Here is an 18,951-nt window from a genome sequence, read left to right on the forward strand (position 1 = left end):
TAATCCCTCACCTCTTAAGTAACTCCCTGAGCTTCTTCGTTAAGGCAGGTACAAACTTATAGAGGTCCTCAACAATGCCATAGTCACAATTCTTGAAGAATGGTGCGTTGGGATCGTTGTTTATAACAACCACCGTCTTAGATTCCATCATTCCGGCCAGGTGCTGTGGTTGTCCACTTATGCCTATTGCCATGTATAGCTTTGGCCTGACCTTATGACCGCTTAACCCAACCCAGTGGTCCTCACTGAGCCACTTAAGGTCTGCGGCTATTGGCCTTGAACAACCAATCTCAGCCCCAAGAACCTCAGCCAACTCAAAGGCGAGCTTAAGATCCTCCTGCTTCTTAAAGCCCCTACCCACGGAAACAATCAACTCAGCATCCTCAATCCTAACCTTACCCTTAGGCTTCTCCTCAGTAGAAACAACCCTAATGCTGGGGACGACCTTAGGTTGCAGTGTTTCCGTAGATACCGTAGTGGCCTTCTCAACTGGCTTAAAACGTGCTGGTGGTGCCATTAGGAATACCCTATCGGTTACTTTAACGGTTATCTGGGCCCTATTTCCAATACCATTATACGTAATCTCAAAGATATTACCGCTCTGTTTTAGGTCAATCACATCAACTATTAGTGGCGCTGACAACTTTTGCGCAGCAATGGCGATTGCAGTCTTGAAGAACTTACTCACTGGGACGCTATTGCCGAGTAATTATTAACATTGATTAGATCCACAAGGGTCTCCGAGAACGATGCCTCATCAACCTGAGTACTCAATACATAGGCCTTTGTCACTCCATACTTACCTAATTGGGACGCATCCCCAGCCCCAAGTAATAGGTAATGAATCTCTGAGCTCTCCAACTTCTGCGCCAGACCTATCAATCCTAGATCATTTATTGAACCTATTACGAGGACCTTCGCCATGCCCATCACCTCGGGGTTATTATGCCTTCCTGAACCAATGCCTGAACCAGCTTATCCACCTTTTCATCAACACTCCCCTCCTTAATAATCACACCTTTCCTCTTGACTTGAATCGGCACTACGTTCCCGACCTCAACGGGTGACTTTACGGAAATCCCAAGGTCAGCAAGACCTAGTCTATTTATGGGTTTCTTCATTGCCGCCCTAATCTGGAGTAAAGGTGGTATTCTTGGTACGTTTATTTCCCTAGTAACGGTCACTAAGACTGGTAATTGAGCCTCAACGGTTTGCACGGCCTCCTCAAGGTCACGCTTCGCAATTACCTTATTACCTTCAACCTTCAACTCTCTAACGAAGGAGATTACAGGTATCCCGAGCTCAGCCGCAACCCTAGGCCCTACCTGGCTCGTATAACCATCTATTGTTGCCTCACCGGCTATTATTAAGTCATAATTGCCCAACTTCCTTACCGCCGCGGCTATGGCCTTAGCCGTTAGTAATTGATCACTATTTATGAGTGCATTATCGGCTATTATATAAGCCTCATCAGCGCCCATAGCCAACACCTCCCTGAGTAGGCTCTCGGCCTCCTGCTGTCTCTTTGCCAGTGGGCCGTATTTAAGTGCGGTTATTACCCTGACCCTGCCACCGGCCTTCTCCTTGATTCTAACGGCCTCCTCAACCGCGTTTCTATCAATATCGCTTATCTTGAGCGGTGTGGCCTCAATATCCACCTTCGTCTCGCTAACCCTTAATTGTCCCGTATCGAGAGCCAGTTTTACAAGTGCTAATATCTCCATTGTGGTTAGGGTTTGATATGAGTTTTTTTTAGCATTATCCATTATTTATGCTATATATTTGCCCAGGAGAGTACGCATCACCCTTAAGTAATCCTTATAAGATATGAGTATTGCTTATCACGTACATTAATGAGTGAGGATAGGAATAGGGAATTGATATTACCACAGCAGGAGTTTGACATACTGAAAATATTAAGGGATAGTACAACACCCGTAAGGATTGACAATATTGCGTCTAAGTTAGGTACCGATGTTAATTCATTAATGAGGAGTATTGCCGAACTTGAGAACCTGGGCTTAATTCGAATTAATAAGGTTGTAAGGAGGGTCATTGAATTAACGGAGGAGGGTAGGAAGTACCTTGAGGATGGATTGCCCGAGGTTAGGCTGGCTAAGGTATTGCTTAATTGCGGGTGTAAACCCACCATTAGTGAGGTACCCAACCTGGCTAAGCAATACGGTATTTCATTAACGCCTAATGAAATTAACTATGCAATATCATCATTGAGTAGGTTGGGCATCATAAGGGTTAATAGGGGCGTAATTGAGGCGACCTCGCCGGATAGGCTTACCAGCGTGATTAATAGGCAGGATATACTTAGTCAAATTAGGAATGGGATATTTGAGGATGAGGCTCCTAACGATTTAAGGTCTATCATTCAGGAATTTCTTAAAAGGGATATTGCTAGGGTGAGGGAGAGGAGTATAATCGAGTTATTAATAACCGATGAGGCACGTAACCTCATGGATAGGGGCTTATTAAAGGCTGGCGTTGTGGTTACAGCATTAACGCCTGAATTAATAACGAGTGGCGCCTGGAGAAATGTCGTTATTAAGAGGTTTGATTTGACAATACCAACGCCTCAGGCACCCATTGTGACCAAGCACTTCTTCTCAGAATTCATTAAGTTTGTTAAGGAGGTCTTCATATCGCTTGGTTTTGAGGAGGTCTACGGACCACACGTGGAACTCGAACTGTGGAACTTCGATGCGCTGTTTCAAGCGCAAGACCACCCTGCCAGGGAGATTCACGACACGTACTTCCTCAAGTATCCAAGCACGGGTAAAATACTCGATAATGAATTAATGAGTAGGATTGCGCGCACCCATGAGGATGGGTGGATAACTGGCTCAAGGGGCTGGGGCTATAAGTGGGACCGGGTAGGGCTGTTAGGCTTGTGCTTAGGACCCAAACCACGTCAGTCTCCGTAAGGACTTTGTATAGGCGTGGCGATGGTGAGTACAGGGCATTCACAATTGATAGGGTCTTTAGGCCTGAGGTTCTCGATCCGAAGCACTCCATGGAGTTTCACCAGGCTGATGGCATTGTGGTTGGTGAGAACCTAAGCTTTAAGCACTTGCTCGGAGTGCTCGAGGCTTTGGCGAGGGGTATGGGATTGAAGAAGGTCATGTTTAAGCCAGCCTACTTCCCATTCACAAGTCCGTCTGCCGAGGGCTATGCATACCATGAGAAGCTTGGTTGGATAGAGTTCGTCGGTTCAGGAATATTCAGGCCCGAGGTCGTGATGCCACTCGGCCTTAGAAAAAGTAGGGTTTTGGCGTTTGGTATGGGCTTGATAGGATCGCATGATACTCATGAACATTGAAGACATCAGGGATTTATTCTCCAGGGATATTAATACGATCAAGGGTTATTGGACGAACTTCTCGAGGTTCATAAATAATCTAAACCGCTGAAGTTAGTTAAGGTTATAAATCTTGAAGAGGTTAGTAGTGACCTGTGTCAAGGAGTGAGGAGCATGCCATTAAGTCGGCGCATTTAATATTGCCATTAACATCACCAATAATAGCGGTACTCCTCATATTAGGATTAATCAACATTGGCGAGACCCAGGTTCCGGCGGGTCCACCATTTCAATCAGTGAACACGTCAAGCGCCGGCCTGTATAATGTGGCTGTTATCATAGTGATAATGATCGTGGCGACATACATAATTTATAAGTTAATAAAGCGGAGGTTAATAAGGACATTCGAGACCCTAAAAAAACATATTGCTGGCCATCGTCATAATAAGCTCCGTTTTATTCTACACAATGACCTACGCGTATGGGTATGACATAGGACCACTAATTAATTACCCAGCATTAATATTCGTGGTGGCCATCATAATAAGTGCATTAATCATGTACGCAGCAATTAGGGCTAGGAACACCGTGGTTAGAGCTCTGGCAATAAGTGCGTATAGTTCCATGGCCGGCGTAATATTCACAATAGCCCTACCTGCATGGACCTTGGCAATATTATTAGTTGCATTACCACTCTATGACATAGTGATGGTGTATAGGGGATTACTTGGCCGATTAGTTACTGAGCTTTCTAAGTACGGTGAAGGTAAGTACCCACTGCTCAGGGGGTTGATCCTGGACATGGATGGTATAGGCATTGGCGTTGGTGACCTGGTGCTATACGCAACGCTGGTCTCATTAACAATGCTTCAATACGTTAGTCATAACTTCACATTAATTCAGGGCGCACTGGCTTCAATTGCTTCACTGATTGGGATACTCATTGGTCTCTTCATAACGTTTAAGTACTTATTACCAATCAAGAAGTATGCGCCGGCACTACCAATACCAATACTGCTCGGGTCCATCCCACTCATATACCTGGTTACGATAATTATATGACCTATAACTGGACAATGTCAACCTTTCTAAGGGCCTCACGATCCTTCTGAGTAGGTACTTACTAAGTATTTTAATCCAGGGATTATTGACCATCTCAGCAAATGGGAATTCCATCACCCGTAACTCATAATACGGCAATAAATAACAAGTGAATAAAAAGAGTAATATTATGACGCAGTAATGCTATATAACAATAAATACTATACTCAGGGAGTAGCCTTATTTAGATCCTCACTAAGGCGCCCAGGTGCGTAGGGTCGGCATTATTGGTGTTGGTCAGTCTGTCTTTGGTGTTAGGAATGACGTGACGATTCAGGAGCTTGCCTGGGAGGCTGTTAAGGAGGCCCTTGAGGATGCAGGTTTGACGCAGAGGGATATAGAGATATCGATTGTCGGTAGCGCTGGCACCAGGACCTATGAATTATATCCGGCAGTTCCTGTTAATGAGTATAGTGGATTTAGTGAGAAGGGCCCTATTAGGGTCGAGGCTGCCTGCGCCACTGGTAGTGCTGCGTTGGCCGTGGCTTACAACATGGTTGCCTCAGGCTTTGTGGACGTGGCCCTAGCCATTGGTGTGGAGAAGATGAATGAGGTTGACACAGCAACGTCACTTGCCGTCGGCGGTAGAGGCGGTAATTACCTCTGGGAGTATCACTTCTACGGTACGACATTTCCGGCATACTACGCCCTATACGCCACAGCGCACATGGCTAAGTTCGGAACTACCGAGGAGCAGCTGGCCCTGGTTAGGGTTAAAAATCAAGTATGCTGCTAGGAATCCAAAGGCTCAGTTCCAGTTTGAGGTGACTGTCGAGGACGTACTTAACTCGAGACCCATTGCATGGCCATTAAAGCTTTATGATTGCTCGGCAATAACCGACGGTGCCGCAGCCGCCATAGTGGCCAGTGAGGATGTAATTAGGAAGTTACATATTGACACCCCAGTATGGATTGAAGCCATAGGCTATGCATCTGACACATCAAATATAACTAGGCGTGAGGATTACGTGAGCCTAAGGGCCACAAGAATAGCGGCCCAAATGGCTTATAGGAGAGCTGGCATTGAACCGAGGGATGTCGAGGTTGCTGAGGTTCATGATTGCTTCACAATAGCAGAGATCATGGCCTACGAGGACCTAGGCTTTGTTGAGAAGGGCAAGGGCGGTAAGTTCATTGAGGAGGGACAGAGCGATATTGGCGGTAAGGTTGCCGTTAACCTAAGCGGTGGGCTCCTTGGGAAAGGCCATCCGCTTGGGGCCACGGGTCTTGCTATGATTTATGAGTTGGTTAAGCAGTTGAGGGAGGAGAGGGAGCGTGGTAGGCAGGCGCCTTTGAAGAGGTACATAGCCCTTGCCCATAATATTGGTGGTACTGGTCATTACGGCTATGTGACAATACTGAGGAGGTGATGGGAATGGCAGAGAAGAAACCTAGTAGGAAGACCGTTAAGGCTGAGGGACCTACCATAGACTCGGTACCAATAGTCTATAGGCATAAGATACCCATTGGTAAGACCGTTAAGTATTGGGATGGCCTTAAGGAGGGCAGGATATACGCAACTAGGTGTAAGTCCTGCGGTGCGGTTTATTATCCACCGCAGGCCGACTGTCCATATTGTGGTTCAAGTGATGTTGAGTGGATTGAGTTGCTAGGGAGGGCGTCCTTGAGACCTTCACCAGGGTTTACTCAAGACCTCAGGGTTATGAGGACTTTGAACCCTACATAATCGCCATTGCGAGGGTTGGTGATGTTAGGGTCATGGGCTGGCTAGTCAATGTTAAGGATGAGAGGTGCGTTAGGGTTGGTGATGAGGTAATACTCGGCACAACCTACATTGAGAAGCACAATAAGTACATAATAACACTCCAACTAAAGAATAAGCAATGCTAATGATTGCTATCTAGCACTGACTTACTTAAAATGGTGTTAACGACTTGCTTAACCACGCAATCCTCGTTTAATATCTTGAAGTACGTGGATTTAGGACCCAGGGGTCCAGGGGCTATTATTGGCTCAACACAACCATCCAGGCTATTAATTAGGGATTGCTTTATATCAATACCTCCTAATGACTGCTTAATGCAGGTATTTAAATCATCGATTCTCAAGACCTTTTGAGGGCCTATGGACGCCATCGCCCTTCTAATGCATTCGCTCACAGACGCCGTGTACTTAATGCTAACCTCCCCATTAACCACCTCCACCACGCCGAGGTCCGTTGCAAGCCCAATAATCGCCTTAAAAGCAACCTCATTAAGCCATGCGGTTGGTGACAAATCCCTCATTTTTTTGATTTATTAATTTATGAAGCTCGGCAATGTTAATAGGCCCCTCCTCACTTATTAGGTTTATTAACAATCGGTAATGAGGCAACTCCTTATAAAGTATTAGATGAAGCAGCATCTTCGATAAAGCAAGATCCCTATTCAAAGCCCTATATAGCGTGTTACCCGTGTCCGTCAACCTAATGTTACAATCCCCATAAACCTCTACCAACCCAATCCTCTGAAAGAACCTCGTTATATCACCCCTACCCTTACCAATGTCAAGACCTCTATCCTTAATTGCGGAGCAATTAATTCCAGGATTTTCACCAACCACGAGTATATAATTTATGAGCTTCTCAAGGCTTATCCTTGGTATCGGTATACTCCTCTGTATATTAAGCATTAATGATTAGTTATTATGCATGATTTATTTGCAGTGAACCTGTAAAATAGCGCTAATATCAGTATCAATACTAAGCCAAAATACCTCAATGGAACCTTTACCTTAGAATTGTTTCTTAGTAATACTGTCCTGATGCATTAATGGTATGAATTTATCTACCTGTACCCGTGAGAATATTAATAGCAGGACTATAACGTCAACATTTTAACTGTTAATTAAATATCCCTGCCAGTTTCAATACCTAAACAATGGTATCCGAGGAGACATTAAAGCTGGAATTGAGCCTGAAATGCCCCATATGCGGCTTCAACCTTCAGTTAATTGAGAATTCAACATACGTAATCCTTGGATGCCCGCATTGCAAAATATACACGAGGATGACGAAAAAGCACATCTATAGGAATTACATTGAGTATGGGGACAACCACATTCATTTGAAATGGGCTGAATTAATAAAGGAGCTTTACATAAGAATTAGTGGTAAAGCTCATCAAGAATCAAGTGAATCTTAATCCCTGACCTCCTTAGGTACTCAAGGGCTGTATCAAATATTGAGTTAATATCGTATGTAGACTTTCCCACACCCCTAATGTATGGGCGGTATAAATGAACATAAATAGTTACACCCCTACCTGCTAAGTCGATTATTTTGTAAGCATCAAGATGAACCACAACGCTCTGGGTTAATGAACAGTCATCGCCCGTGAAGTAATTCATGACAGTAAAGCCAAGTCTACTCAATAACATTACCCTGTCCTGAGTAATGCACGGGTACGCAATAAGCCTATTGACCCCCCGCTGTAGTAATAATTTTATCAGTGATGGACGCCTTAGCAACTCATTGACCTGCTCAGGGTCTATCATTAACCCATGCACACGGCACTTAAGCCCCCTAACATAACTCCAATCCGTCACCCTAATAATACAGTCATCGCCACAGCAGTCAATCCCCAACCTATAAACACTAATTACTACGTCCTTATACTTATTAATTAACTCCCTAAATGAACTCATGACTAACTACCCTGGTTATGCAATCACTACGCGGAATTATTAGTGAACCCTCGTCCTCAAGCCCCGTCAATTCCTCCGTACACCCATTATCATGCAATAGGCAGGTAAATGCCGACACCAATGCATCAACCTCATGCTCATTACCTATTAAGGGTCCCCTTAACCTCGATGTTATGAACTTAACGAAGTCCTGCCTATCCATCCCAAGTATTTTGAGTGTTGATGTTGGGTGTACCTCGAGAACGCTAAAGCCGTGCTGCCTCAACTCATTCGCTATCTGCATACCATACATTGTTAGCTGCCTCATAGGACCTAGTAACGGTGGGATTAACTTAAGACCAAGCTTCCTAGCCTTAATCTCAACTAACCTATTAATGCCACGTTTAGGGAGTCCGAGCGGTGCATCTATGCATATTAATGATGGAGACTGCCGCAGTATCACGTCTATTATCTCCTCCTTTGTGGATAGAGTACTCACCACGTAGGTGCGTTCATTAGCGTTTATTAATCCAAGGCCCGTCCTCTTCCTATTAGGTAGTGCAAGATCAATCCCTACGTATATACCCCTCACTACTGGCGGTGTCATTTAAGTCCTCTTAATTACCTTTACATTAAGTTCATTAAGAACCTCAGTAACGAGCTTCCTGGCCTCACTATCAATTGCCTTCCAACTAACGTAAGCCTTAACCGGCCTATGGGTCATCATATTCACGGCCTTAACAATCATTTCCCTAGTTATTGGCGTTATATATTTCGGTATTGCGTGACCAACATCCGCCTCACCATTGATTAACCTATTATCCATCGTCAAGTAATGTAGGTCACCTATTGATATTGCGGGCTCATAGTTACTAATTAATTTGCCCTCAAGGAATTCATCAACAACGTAATGAAGCAACTCCCAACCCCTACTTATCAACCATTCCCTCTCACTACTCCCCTGCTCTACGAAGGTCACAGGTATTGACTCTATCGTGGGGCCGTGATGCGTTGCCTCAACATGGCACTCGAAGTTCTCAAGACCATAGTCAGGCCTAATCCTACACAATTCCCTATAAAATGCCGTAATAGTGTGCGGATTTGCCAGCGATATCGTGTTCGGCCTTCCACCCAACTCGGCAGCGCCCCAATTACCTGTAACGTGGGACGTAAACATGGGCCTTGGATTCCTCATTTCATGGCGACTAACGAAGATTAACTCCTGAGGTCTTTCCTGCACTCTTGAAATTACTTCCTCAAGGTCATCCAAGTAAACAATATCCTTATTCAATGCGTAAAATGCGAGATTCCCCTTTAAGTCATAGACCTCATAATCGCCTAAGTTCATTCTATACCTAAGATTACCATCCCTATTGAATAATTCAAAGACCCCCCTTGATACCACATCCACCTTACTAAACACTATACCATACATGTTAATTCAGTGATTAGTAATGCGGCCCTCCCCCTTTTTAATATTCCTAGCTCATTAACTCATTAAGCCTAATCTCACTTACAACAACGGGATACTCAAGATCGAATGCCGTTATTACGTCAGGCCTCACCTCCATCACAAAGCCAACATCCCTATTACCAACGTGTACGCAGGCGGTCCTTTCGGGCAATCCCGATACGTACTCACAGGGCTTGAGTGAGTAGTTAATGCCGAGGCTTATCAATAATGACCTCAGTACGGAAAGACCGTCAGTGAGCGTTATTTCGGGACCACTAATTAAGTAACTAAGTACTAAGTCCTCCTTAACCCCAACCTCACTCTCCTGATTTGGCGACACGACAAAGCCAACCTCAAATATCTTAAGGACGCCCTCAATCAAAGCCTTATTCCTGGCCGCAACCTCCATTAATTGGGGCCATATGTGGTCCCTAATAACTGTGTAAAGCTCAGACTTTGGGTTCTCAACCTCAACAAGCTCCCTCTGATCCATAGTCCTCCTTACCATGACGTCCCTATTACTCATCATGTAATTCAGAACCTCCTGAAAACCAAGACCAACCATTAAATCCCTAACTAAATCAGCGAAGGCGCTTAATCCGTCCCTAGCACCCCTAACAGGCTGTGGCGGTAACTCCCTTGGTACGTTTTCATAGCCGTAGGCAACCGCGATGTCCTCAACGAGGTCGACGGGATGAAGCACGTTGAACCTATATGGGGCGACCTTCACGAGTAATTCCTCGCCAGAGTCAGTAACGTCATGCCTAGACATTAATAGGTAGTTAACGATGTCATCCTTACTCAGGTTAAGGCCTAGATAATCATTCACAAAGCTAATGGGTAATCGAAACTCAAGAGGATTGAGCTCCGGAGATGTTGTGTTACCCCATGGCGCATTTATATTGATCACTTCGACAGTCTTTGAGGAGCTCCTCTCAAGCAGATTGTAAACTAAAACGGCGAGTATTGACCTAGCAAGTCTTAGGTCTGTGGCCGTCACGTCTATTAGCACATTCTTCGTCTTTTCCGTAACCTTAAAATCCTCACTACCAAGTACTGGTATTATCACGAGCACCCTATTCTCGGAATCAATTAATATTGGCGCCTTACCATCATAAACTGCGTACTTACCGTATAACCTGCCCTTCTCTGTATTCTCAATAACCTCAGAACCACTCATCTCCCTATCACTATCTAGCGGCCTATACCTAATGGCATCAAGTCTCTCAAGCCTATACGTGAGTGGTGGCTTAATCTTATCAGCGTCGTAAAACCCAATGGCCATCTTCCTCCTATCCCTACCGTAGGTTGCATGTAGTTTCTCCTGAAGCTGAATCATTTGCCTAATAGCCTCATCATCGAGCCTCAGGTCACGTACAATACCCATCATTATATATGGCCTATTAGGAACATCCTCGGCAATAAGCTAAGGCCATTATTGACAATACTCAATTTAGGAAGCCCAACCTCAATCCTAAACAAGCCCTTAAGTGACCTAGCAATACCCTCCACGGAAAACAGGTCAGGCCTATCATGGGTAACCTCAAATGTTACGTCATCGCCGGAAATACTCTCAACCTCGCCCTTAAGCCTATTCAAAGCCGTGGCAAGCTCCTCCTCACTACCAAAGTACTTACCCAATAGACCCTCCAGGTCGCTTCGTTTAAACGTAATTACAGGCATGCACCACTACGAAACAACAAAACCTATTAAGTATTTTTAAGCATGGCTTATAGGGGTATGAAGCTGGGTTACGTGATCGCAGCCTTAGTCCTAGCCATAGCCGTAATAATGCTAATAACCTTTACAATACTGACTGGGCATAAGGCGTCGTACGTAGTAATAGGTCTCGTTAAAGTCCCAATGAGTGTGCCTCGTATGACCGTAAGTTCAGTATTTACCAATGGTTCTCAAATACCCATTAATTACACATGCAATGGCCTAGATTACTCAATACCACTGTACATAAGCAACGTACCAGGCAATGCCAAATCCCTCATGGTAATAATGGAAGACTTAAACGCACCTGGCGGCGTCTTCATACACTGGGTCCTTTATGACATTCCACCCAATATAACGGAGCTACCACAGGGGATCCCCGCGCAGTACTACGTGCCGGGTATTGGTTATCAGGGAATTAACGATTTTGGTAAGATTGGTTATGGCGGGCCATGCCCACCGCCTGGCCCTCCGCATGAGTATGTAATAATAGTTCTTGCCCTGGACAGGGAATTACCGCCATTAAATGAAAGCGATGTTTATTTAATAAGGTCTATTAGTGTGGGTGATGTTGTTAGTTATGGAGTTTTAATTGGGTATTACGGAGGTTAACCAACCAATTGCTTAATACTTTCTAGCTTCTTCTTCAGCTCCTCATTCTCAGACCTAAGCCTATTAACCTCATTCGTTAGTTCATTGACCCTATCCTCGAGTTCCTTAACCTTATTCGCCAGCTCATCCCTCTCCCTCCTTAACTTATCAACATCCTCGGCACCAGCCCCTGCCGTAATACCAAGCTCCCTACACTTCTCGGCAACCCTATCACTCCTAACCCAGTAAATGACCTGCGTGGACTCCTTATCCCACTTAAGCTCGCCAGTATTGATGTTTAGCTCGAGCGTTGTTGATATCACAAATACATCGCCACGCTCCAGCTTGTACTTAGGCACTATCTCATCGAAGAACCACCTCTTCATTGACTCAAATACTTCATCTAGCGAGTCCTTAAAGCCCTGGGAATTCCTAATGTTGTTGAATAGCTCATTGGCCTTATCCTCGGGAAACTGAGACCTGAGACTACCACCAATGGCTCCGAAGAGAAGTCTGAAGAAGTCAGGTCTTCCCTCCCTACCGTACTTACCAAATAGTCTTGCTGCCGAGGTTTTACCCGTAACCCACCTAATCTTTAGAATATTACCCTTAACAAGTTCTGCTGTTGCTCCTCCTCTTTCAATCTCCTCCTCACCGGCCTCCTCCCTTCTCTCTTCGCTACTCATACACTAAATAAATAACTAATTTCTAATAAAAACCTTTCACCACATATTCATTAGTGATATATTTAGTTTTACCGTGTCTATATGATTTACGGGCATTTTCCACCAATTAACTTTTTAAACAATTGTTTAAAGGAATAAATTAAATGCGTGCAGGTAGGAGGCTTGCTAAGGTTGATGAGCAATTGGAGGCCGTCGAGTTGATAAATTCTGCTAAGTCCATTTATAACCTGTCATATAGGGAATTATCACAAATACTGAACATACCAGAGAGCCTACTTTGTAGGTATGCTAATGGAGATTTATTACCGTCATTAGACACGGTCAGCATCATTAAGGAGAGACTGAGACCCATGCTTGACCTAACCGAGGTTTTGAGGAGGAATGTGGTGATTAAGGATGGGTTTATTGACCTAAACAATGTTTTGTTCAACCCATACATCCTTAAATTATACCAAAGGAGGATTAAGGACCTATTCTCTGACCTACCAATTAATAAGGTATTAACAGCAGCCACAGATGGAATACCCCTATCGGTAATGGCATCATACGCATTAAATGCTAGGTTAGCCATCGCTAAGCAGTACAAGGACGTTGCCTCTGAGGATTTCTACGAGGTTAGTTACATAGTTGATTCACCACCACGTAGGGCATCCCTATACCTACCAAGGCATTTGCTTGAGAGAGGTGACGAGGTTTTGATCGTTGATGATATCGTGAGAACAGGTAGAACATTAAATGCATTGATTGAGCTAGTAAATAGTGCGGGGGCTAAGCTGGTGGGTGTTTCGATATTAATCTCGATGAGTAAATCCTGGGTCGACAAACTAAGGGATAGGAATGTGCGTATTGACATAATCCTGGACTTAAGTGACTTAAGAAATTGAAATTAAGAATAAATTAATAAGTTATTACGATCATGGTCAACACAATGGTAATCAATTACGAATTAATAATCATAATATACCTCATATTAACGATAGTCTCATTCTACCCAATAATATACCAATTAATAATTATTAGCATGGGCAGAAACGTGCATGATAGAAGTAAGATAAAAAGCACGAACTCAGAAATTAAGGGGAGGGTATTCCTCGTAATTCCCGTCAAATCCGAGCCCCTAGACCTGGTGGAAGCCTCAATGAAGAGATTAGCCTCCCTGCAATCAGGCCTTAATGTTATTTATATCCTTGATAATTATGATGATAATACCTTAAATATCGTAAGAGCAATGGGCAATAGGTATGGTTTTAGGATAATTCATAGGGAGAAACCGAGTGGTTATAAGGGTGGGGCGTTGAATCACGTAATCAAGAGGATTGAGGCGGGCCCCGGTGATTACATGCTGGTGCTTGACATTGACTCAGTAATAAGTCAGGAGGCGATTAATGAGTTAATTAGGCATGCTGGTTCAGCCGGTGCCGTGGTTCCTCATTGGGTAGTAAGTAATAAGGATGATTCATTACTAGCGCGTGGGCAGTGGATTGGTTACCTATTCTTCTTCAGGGTTTTAAGGGCCCTTAACGAATTAATTGGTTGGGTGCCAATACTTGGTAGTGGCTCCTTAGTGAGCATTGGAGCGTTGAAGAGGGTTGGTTATTGGCCTGAGGATGTCCTTGAGGATGTGGAGCTTGGGGTAAGGTTCTTCATCAATGACTTAAGGGTTGCATACGTTGATAATGCACTTACTAATGTGGAGGTTCCCGTTAACTATGTCGGATTCCTTAGGCAGCAATTGAGGTGGAGCTTTGGCGTTGGTAGGGTTATTAGGAAGTATCTTTGGCAGGTCATGCGCAGGAAGCACGGTACCGCAGTGCTACTTTACCTAGGGCAGTACTCCGCCTATGTTCTTCAATTAATATCAATACTCATGCTCGCGGCCATGAACATCGCCGGAATAGGCATACCACCTTGGGCATTTATTACATTACTAGTGATAGTCGTGCCATCATTATTAATGTACCTATACTCACTGCTAATGCTTGATAGAGAATTTGGTGGCGATCCCCGTAGGGACATCTTCGCAATTAATAGCGCGAACCTGGCCTTCATAATGGCCTTGCCCAGGATAGCGGCTGCGAACCTAATGGGCTTACTTAATGTTGGTAGGATTAAGTGGATACCAACACCAAAGGGCTCCCGTAAGTGGGCAAGGGAAGGCATTAACCTATTTCCGGAGTACCTAATGACTACGCTCATAATAACCGCGTTTATACTCTCCATAGTACACCTCGAACTAACAAACATTCTTATCACCTTACCATACTTGGCAGGATACGTGAGAGGACTATGGAGGATACTTAACGGTACGTTGTGACTTAAGACCCCAGGTAATCAAGTATTCCTCCACCTCCCCCGCTCTTATCGAGTAGCGCCTTTACCTTTCTTAAATCCTCCTCGATGATGCTCCTAAGCCTCGGATTATACAACGCGGCGGCTGGGTGATACGTTGGTAGAACCTTGACATTAAGGTCGCCAAGCTTTGCACTGAACACTTTACCCCTAATACTGCTTATGTTCGATACGGACTTCTCCGGGTAGCCGGCCATTGTGAGGATTTCCCTAGCGCTATGCCTACCTAAGCACACGATTATTTGGGGCCTGATCATTAATATTTGGGTAACCAAATAGGGTCTGCATGCCTCAATCTCGTCAGGCTCGGGATCCCTATTATTGGGTGGCCTACACTTAACAACGTTCGTTATGTAAACCTCCTCCCTCCTAATGCCCACGCTATTCAATAACTTAGTCAATAACTGACCAGCGGCACCTACAAACGGCCTACCCTCCTCATCCTCCTTCTCACCAGGCGCCTCACCAATAATCATTATCTTAGCATTTAAAGGACCCTCCCCCGGAACAACCCTCCTCCGTGACAAGTGTAACTTACACTTGGTGCAGTTCAGCATTAGGTTAACTAACTCGTCATAATTCGCAACATTTATCTTCATTTTAATAATGTCCATGCCAACCCCTTTATGGTAGGAAAAGAAAAAAATTGTTAATTATTTTTTTTACTTAAGTATCGATATAAACATTCACGCTTAGGTTATTATGTTGCCCTGCTCATCAACCTTAGCCACAACCTTCCTAACAACCTTGCCAGTGGGTAACCTGAACAAGGCCATTACGAAGCCCTTCCTACCCTTAGGCTGAACCTTCCAAACCTTCGTAGGCTTAAGCTTGTACTTACTCCCCTCATACTCTATTTCATACTCCTTCTTCGCCAGATCCTCTAACTTTACCATACATTGTCTTTTCTATAATGCAGATTTATAAATATATCGCTTTAGAAAAAGCCGTGAGAATAAAATGAGAAAGAAATGAAAAACAAAAACAAGAAATATTACAAATGCAAAAAGGTATATTTTTATCTTATAAAGTTATTAATAATGATAAGGTCTTGAGCATTATTCTATTTTCCTTAATGACTAAGATCAATATTGAAAGGGGAAATTGAAATAGTGAAAAACTTACTGCTTTTCCTCAGCCTTCTGCTCAGCTCCACCACTAAGTTTTTGGACTTCCTTGTCACCAAGTGGAATTATTGGACCCTCCTTCCAATCCTTCGGGTAGACAAGGACTGCGTTCACCTGAACTATCTGATCACTTATTGTATTACCCCTAACCAGCTTTCTCTTCCTCATACCACGCTTCTCAGGGTGATAGCCAATACCCTCAGTCATTAATAGGTACTTCTTAACGGCACCCTCAATGTTTGGTAACATTGGGGCACCATCAACGCCACTACCACCCGTGATCCTGATCTTAAAACCAGGCGGTAATTCAAAGACCTCCTTAATCACCCCACCATCAATCTCATCCCCAATCCTTAAACCCACAAACCTCTGGGCAATTGGATCCTTAACCTCAAACTGCTTAGCCCTCCCACTCATTGGATCACTAAGTACTAACTTAAACGTTGGCATCGACTTGAACGTAAATAGGGGCTATTAAAACACTTCTATCATTATGAATGACGAATTATCGGTATGGAATGTCAAGATTCTGAAATAAAAGTATTTAAATATAACCAAAAATTTGGTTTTATGACCAACATGGGCAGCAAGTCCCTGAAAATACAGGTTGGTACTGCAAATCTTAGACCAATGTGGATAGTTGCATCAATACTTTTAGTGGGTGCCTTGGCAATGCTTATGGGTGGCGTCGTCATGCAATTGGTATATCATATAACACTTGCGCCGTTATGGGTTGGAGTCTTTGCAGGGATATTACTATCAATTCCTTTAGAAATTTGGGACTTCTCGAACCCCGATGTCATAATTAGGGCAATTACTCTGAAAGATAGACTATTAATGGTGTGTTTTGGGCTAGTTATAGGTCTTGGTGCAATACTTCTCTACGCGCTTAACCTGTTTGTTCCTGTGCTGCATTGGGGTATTAAGGCGTTCTTTGTGCCCGGTGTGGTCATTGGAGGTTTATTATTTGGTATTGGTGTGGCCATTGCTGGCTACTTCCCGGGGACCATATGGATTGCACTTGGTCAGGGTAGGAGGGATGCGGTGTATGCCGTGATTGGAGGCTTATTGGGCGCATTGACCTGGTCATTAATCTTCGGGCAGGCAAGGTACTTCTTCTGGGATACCCTTAACTTTGGTCCAATAACGTGGCCCACGTTATTTGGCCTAACAACAAAGGTTGATGAGTTAATCGTGGCTATAGTATTCGGTTTATTAATGATTAGTATGTGGTTATTCATACCAAGGAGGCAGGGCGGCAAGGCATGCGTACTTCACCTAACTGGTAAGACTAAGGAAGTACTGCCGCTTGAGGATGAAATTAGTGAGTTTAAGGAGGACTATCCAAAAATACCTGACTACGTAATTGAGGCAGTTTCTGTTCAGCAGCCTCGCTCATCAAGGATAATATTTGCACTGGCCTTCGACTTCACATTAGTGGCTGTGGCGGTGATTGTGCTCAGGCAAATATTTGGTGAATCAACAACGTATGCCTGGATCTGGTCACAGATACTGTATTTCATGGACCCACGCTGGCTGCTAGCCTACCCTATTTCCAGTTGTTTGGTGGGTTGAAGATTGTTAATGGAGTTCCAGTCGATAAGCCATTCAGCGAGATTGGTTGGGAACCACTCTCAGACCTAGGTACATTCCTTGGCGGCTTAATATCATCTTTGTTCATAACGAAGAGGTTCATGGGGTTCAAGCCATGGACACCGCACATATGGAGGAATAGGTTCGGCAATACACCAGGCTTAGGGCCCTTGCCTCCTTCATAGGCGCTTACCTAGTCCTATTCGGCGCAAGGATGGCTAATGGATGCGCCTCAGGCCACATACTAAGCGGGAACCTGCAGATGGCTGTTAGCAGTTTCGTGTTCTTCATGGCTGTAATAGTCGGTGCAATAATCACGGCATACATAATGTACGGCTTAAAGCCTGGACCTCAAGGTAATTACACAGATAATGTGAAATTTCCCTTAAAATCCTCAAAATCTCTAGTTTTATTAATGATTGTGAGATTTTATAAGAGGGGTTCCGACTATTACGTTGATGTTGATGGTTCAGTAACTAAGGTTAGTAATCTAAGACCCATTGATTATTTGCTGATTGCGTTGGCCTATGGTCTTGGTGTACGTTATATCGATAGGTATGGCGTTAATGAATACGTTATTAACTGCGAAAAATAAATAATGATAATATTAAATGCGAAGCCTGCTGTAGTGGGTATGAGAATAAATGCCTTGTATATAAGTTATTAGTACGTGGTAGCTTCACTCTCAGGTGTGTATCTCAATCATGACTGGTACGTGGTCGGAACCCTCTATATTGCTTAAAATCTCGGCTTTAACGACATTATTCCTTAACTCCTCACTGATTATGCAATAGTCAATCCTCATTGCCCTCCACCTCTCCCTGTAGCTACGCCATGTAAACACCTTCGCGCTTGGGTGTAACTCCCTGAAGGTGTCGATGAAGCCCTTCTTAAGGAATTGATTAAGCCAAGCCCTCTCCTCAGGGGTTAAGCCGGGGTGCTTCTCATCCCAAAATGAGGAATCAACCCTGTCCCTAGCTATGTTGAAGTCCCCGCATACAATCACAGGCTTCTTACTCCTTAGATCAATCAAAAACCTCTCAATGGCGGCGCAGAAGGACATTTTGAAGCCCAGCCTACTAAGGTCGTCACCGGCCTCGGGAAGTAGGCATTAACAACGTAGAAGTCATTGAACTCGGTCGTAATCACCCTACCCTCGGAATCAAACTCCTTAATGCCAAGACCCTTAATGACCGAGGTTGGGTGCATCTTCGTTAGTGTCATAACACCGGCATAACCCCTCCTCTCGGCTGGAAACGGGTATGCCTCATAGCCCAAGCCCATTATCGTCAACGGCACATCACCCGAGCTCCTAATTTCCTGAAGTAAGACAATGTCGTAATCACCCATGCCCAGGAGCTTATCAAGCGAGCCCTTCCTCATTATACTCCTTAAACC

At 44.2% G+C, this 18,951-nt stretch carries 23 protein-coding genes and 4 pseudogenes; 12 read left to right on the forward strand and 15 right to left on the reverse strand.

What is annotated here, in order from left to right:
• Positions 1 to 7: 7 nt before the first annotated feature.
• Genes JCM16161_RS03780 through JCM16161_RS03790 form a run of 3 tightly spaced genes read right to left on the reverse strand, consistent with a single transcriptional unit; the run spans position 8 to position 1,724 of the window.
• Positions 8 to 688: an electron transfer flavoprotein subunit alpha/FixB family protein gene (locus JCM16161_RS03780; protein WP_054855032.1), complete on the reverse strand. Its 681-nt coding sequence runs from the start codon at positions 686 to 688 to the stop codon at positions 8 to 10.
• On the reverse strand, positions 685 to 930 hold the full coding sequence (locus JCM16161_RS03785; RefSeq protein ID WP_054855033.1) for a hypothetical protein: 246 nt from the start codon (positions 928 to 930) through the stop codon (positions 685 to 687). The genes JCM16161_RS03780 and JCM16161_RS03785 overlap by 4 nt, the downstream gene beginning before the upstream one ends.
• Entirely contained in the window at positions 930 to 1,724 is a 795-nt protein-coding gene (locus tag JCM16161_RS03790) for an electron transfer flavoprotein subunit beta/FixA family protein (protein WP_054855058.1), read from the reverse strand. Before JCM16161_RS03790 ends, JCM16161_RS03785 begins: the two co-directional genes overlap by 1 nt.
• Positions 1,725 to 2,468: 744 nt before the next feature.
• On the opposite strand from JCM16161_RS03790, the pseudogene JCM16161_RS15000 reads away from it, so the two are divergent.
• The 6 genes and pseudogenes from JCM16161_RS15000 to JCM16161_RS15015 form a co-directional block, all read left to right on the forward strand.
• Positions 2,469 to 3,331 (forward strand): annotated as a pseudogene (locus tag JCM16161_RS15000) (phenylalanine--tRNA ligase subunit alpha).
• Between the two features lie 134 nt (positions 3,332 to 3,465).
• Positions 3,466 to 3,801 (forward strand): hypothetical protein, encoded by a 336-nt coding sequence (locus JCM16161_RS15005; protein WP_243669093.1) that lies wholly within the window; start codon positions 3,466 to 3,468, stop codon positions 3,799 to 3,801.
• On the forward strand, positions 3,737 to 4,372 hold the full coding sequence (locus tag JCM16161_RS03800) for a hypothetical protein (protein WP_243669095.1): 636 nt from the start codon (positions 3,737 to 3,739) through the stop codon (positions 4,370 to 4,372). The genes JCM16161_RS15005 and JCM16161_RS03800 overlap by 65 nt, the downstream gene beginning before the upstream one ends.
• Before the next feature lie 247 nt (positions 4,373 to 4,619).
• Positions 4,620 to 5,781 (forward strand): annotated as a pseudogene (locus JCM16161_RS03805) (thiolase domain-containing protein).
• 5 nt (positions 5,782 to 5,786) lie between these two features.
• Positions 5,787 to 6,098, forward strand: a complete 312-nt coding sequence (locus tag JCM16161_RS15010; protein WP_243669173.1) for a zinc ribbon domain-containing protein — start codon at positions 5,787 to 5,789, stop codon at positions 6,096 to 6,098.
• A pseudogene (locus JCM16161_RS15015) lies at positions 6,083 to 6,127 on the forward strand (hypothetical protein); the annotation flags it as partial. The gene JCM16161_RS15010 and the pseudogene JCM16161_RS15015, both read left to right, overlap by 16 nt.
• Before the next feature lie 131 nt (positions 6,128 to 6,258).
• Here JCM16161_RS15015 and JCM16161_RS15020 read toward each other — a convergent pair.
• The 7 genes from JCM16161_RS15020 to JCM16161_RS15030 all read right to left on the reverse strand — a co-directional run bounded on the left by JCM16161_RS15020 (position 6,259) and on the right by JCM16161_RS15030 (position 11,171).
• The gene (locus JCM16161_RS15020; protein ID WP_243669097.1) at positions 6,259 to 6,648 is read right to left on the reverse strand and encodes a hypothetical protein; all 390 of its coding nucleotides are present in this window, start codon (positions 6,646 to 6,648) and stop codon (positions 6,259 to 6,261) included.
• Complete coding sequence (locus JCM16161_RS15025; RefSeq protein WP_243669099.1) at positions 6,626 to 7,042, reverse strand: hypothetical protein; 417 nt, start codon at positions 7,040 to 7,042, stop codon at positions 6,626 to 6,628. The genes JCM16161_RS15020 and JCM16161_RS15025 overlap by 23 nt, the downstream gene beginning before the upstream one ends.
• Before the next feature lie 474 nt (positions 7,043 to 7,516).
• Positions 7,517 to 8,056 carry a hypothetical protein gene (locus tag JCM16161_RS03825; protein ID WP_054855035.1) on the reverse strand — a complete coding sequence of 180 codons (540 nt, stop codon included), beginning with the start codon at positions 8,054 to 8,056 and terminating at the stop codon, positions 7,517 to 7,519.
• On the reverse strand, positions 8,043 to 8,627 hold the full coding sequence (locus tag JCM16161_RS03830; RefSeq protein ID WP_243669101.1) for a DUF429 domain-containing protein: 585 nt from the start codon (positions 8,625 to 8,627) through the stop codon (positions 8,043 to 8,045). The genes JCM16161_RS03825 and JCM16161_RS03830 overlap by 14 nt, the downstream gene beginning before the upstream one ends.
• 15 nt (positions 8,628 to 8,642) lie before the next feature.
• The gene (locus tag JCM16161_RS03835; RefSeq protein WP_243669104.1) at positions 8,643 to 9,458 is read right to left on the reverse strand and encodes a D-aminoacyl-tRNA deacylase; all 816 of its coding nucleotides are present in this window, start codon (positions 9,456 to 9,458) and stop codon (positions 8,643 to 8,645) included.
• Positions 9,459 to 9,516: 58 nt separating this feature from the next.
• Positions 9,517 to 10,878, reverse strand: a complete 1,362-nt coding sequence (pheT, locus tag JCM16161_RS03840) for a phenylalanine--tRNA ligase subunit beta (RefSeq protein ID WP_243669106.1) — start codon at positions 10,876 to 10,878, stop codon at positions 9,517 to 9,519.
• The gene (locus JCM16161_RS15030) at positions 10,878 to 11,171 is read right to left on the reverse strand and encodes a hypothetical protein (RefSeq protein WP_243669108.1); all 294 of its coding nucleotides are present in this window, start codon (positions 11,169 to 11,171) and stop codon (positions 10,878 to 10,880) included. Before JCM16161_RS15030 ends, pheT begins: the two co-directional genes overlap by 1 nt.
• Positions 11,172 to 11,213: 42 nt before the next feature.
• Here JCM16161_RS15030 and JCM16161_RS03845 point away from each other — a divergent pair, with 42 nt between their 5' ends.
• On the forward strand, positions 11,214 to 11,819 hold the full coding sequence (locus tag JCM16161_RS03845; RefSeq protein WP_054855038.1) for a YbhB/YbcL family Raf kinase inhibitor-like protein: 606 nt from the start codon (positions 11,214 to 11,216) through the stop codon (positions 11,817 to 11,819).
• Here JCM16161_RS03845 and JCM16161_RS03850 read toward each other — a convergent pair.
• A complete protein-coding gene (locus JCM16161_RS03850) occupies positions 11,816 to 12,484 on the reverse strand; it encodes a hypothetical protein (RefSeq protein WP_054855039.1) in 669 nt (222 codons plus the stop codon). The genes JCM16161_RS03845 and JCM16161_RS03850 overlap by 4 nt on opposite strands.
• 143 nt (positions 12,485 to 12,627) lie before the next feature.
• On the opposite strand from JCM16161_RS03850, the gene JCM16161_RS03855 reads away from it, so the two are divergent.
• Together JCM16161_RS03855 and JCM16161_RS03860 are read left to right on the forward strand one after the other, a co-directional pair.
• Positions 12,628 to 13,368: an adenine phosphoribosyltransferase gene (locus JCM16161_RS03855; RefSeq protein ID WP_054855040.1), complete on the forward strand. Its 741-nt coding sequence runs from the start codon at positions 12,628 to 12,630 to the stop codon at positions 13,366 to 13,368.
• Positions 13,369 to 13,400: 32 nt separating this feature from the next.
• Entirely contained in the window at positions 13,401 to 14,798 is a 1,398-nt protein-coding gene (locus JCM16161_RS03860; RefSeq protein WP_054855041.1) for a glycosyltransferase, read from the forward strand.
• 1 nt (position 14,799) lies between these two features.
• Here the strand turns inward: JCM16161_RS03860 and JCM16161_RS03865 are convergent, their stop codons facing one another.
• The 3 genes from JCM16161_RS03865 to JCM16161_RS03875 form a co-directional block, all read right to left on the reverse strand.
• Positions 14,800 to 15,447 carry a uracil-DNA glycosylase gene (locus tag JCM16161_RS03865; protein WP_054855042.1) on the reverse strand — a complete coding sequence of 216 codons (648 nt, stop codon included), beginning with the start codon at positions 15,445 to 15,447 and terminating at the stop codon, positions 14,800 to 14,802.
• 78 nt (positions 15,448 to 15,525) lie between these two features.
• Positions 15,526 to 15,729, reverse strand: coding sequence for a chromatin protein Cren7 (locus tag JCM16161_RS03870; protein ID WP_054855043.1), 204 nt, complete (start codon positions 15,727 to 15,729; stop codon positions 15,526 to 15,528).
• A gap of 225 nt (positions 15,730 to 15,954) precedes the next feature.
• The gene (locus JCM16161_RS03875) at positions 15,955 to 16,410 is read right to left on the reverse strand and encodes a 30S ribosomal protein S6e (protein ID WP_054855044.1); all 456 of its coding nucleotides are present in this window, start codon (positions 16,408 to 16,410) and stop codon (positions 15,955 to 15,957) included.
• A 129-nt stretch (positions 16,411 to 16,539) separates the two neighbouring features.
• On the opposite strand from JCM16161_RS03875, the gene JCM16161_RS03880 reads away from it, so the two are divergent.
• The 3 genes from JCM16161_RS03880 to JCM16161_RS15040 are packed head-to-tail and all read left to right on the forward strand — an operon-like array spanning position 16,540 to position 18,148.
• A complete protein-coding gene (locus JCM16161_RS03880; RefSeq protein ID WP_243669110.1) occupies positions 16,540 to 17,535 on the forward strand; it encodes a YeeE/YedE family protein in 996 nt (331 codons plus the stop codon).
• The gene (locus tag JCM16161_RS15035) at positions 17,532 to 17,738 is read left to right on the forward strand and encodes a hypothetical protein (RefSeq protein WP_243669113.1); all 207 of its coding nucleotides are present in this window, start codon (positions 17,532 to 17,534) and stop codon (positions 17,736 to 17,738) included. The genes JCM16161_RS03880 and JCM16161_RS15035 overlap by 4 nt, the downstream gene beginning before the upstream one ends.
• Before the next feature lie 29 nt (positions 17,739 to 17,767).
• The gene (locus tag JCM16161_RS15040; protein WP_243669115.1) at positions 17,768 to 18,148 is read left to right on the forward strand and encodes a hypothetical protein; all 381 of its coding nucleotides are present in this window, start codon (positions 17,768 to 17,770) and stop codon (positions 18,146 to 18,148) included.
• Between the two features lie 90 nt (positions 18,149 to 18,238).
• Here JCM16161_RS15040 and JCM16161_RS03885 read toward each other — a convergent pair.
• Positions 18,239 to 18,936 (reverse strand): annotated as a pseudogene (locus JCM16161_RS03885) (exodeoxyribonuclease III).
• Positions 18,937 to 18,951: the final 15 nt, after the last annotated feature.

It is taken from the genome of Vulcanisaeta sp. JCM 16161 (assembly GCF_001316285.1).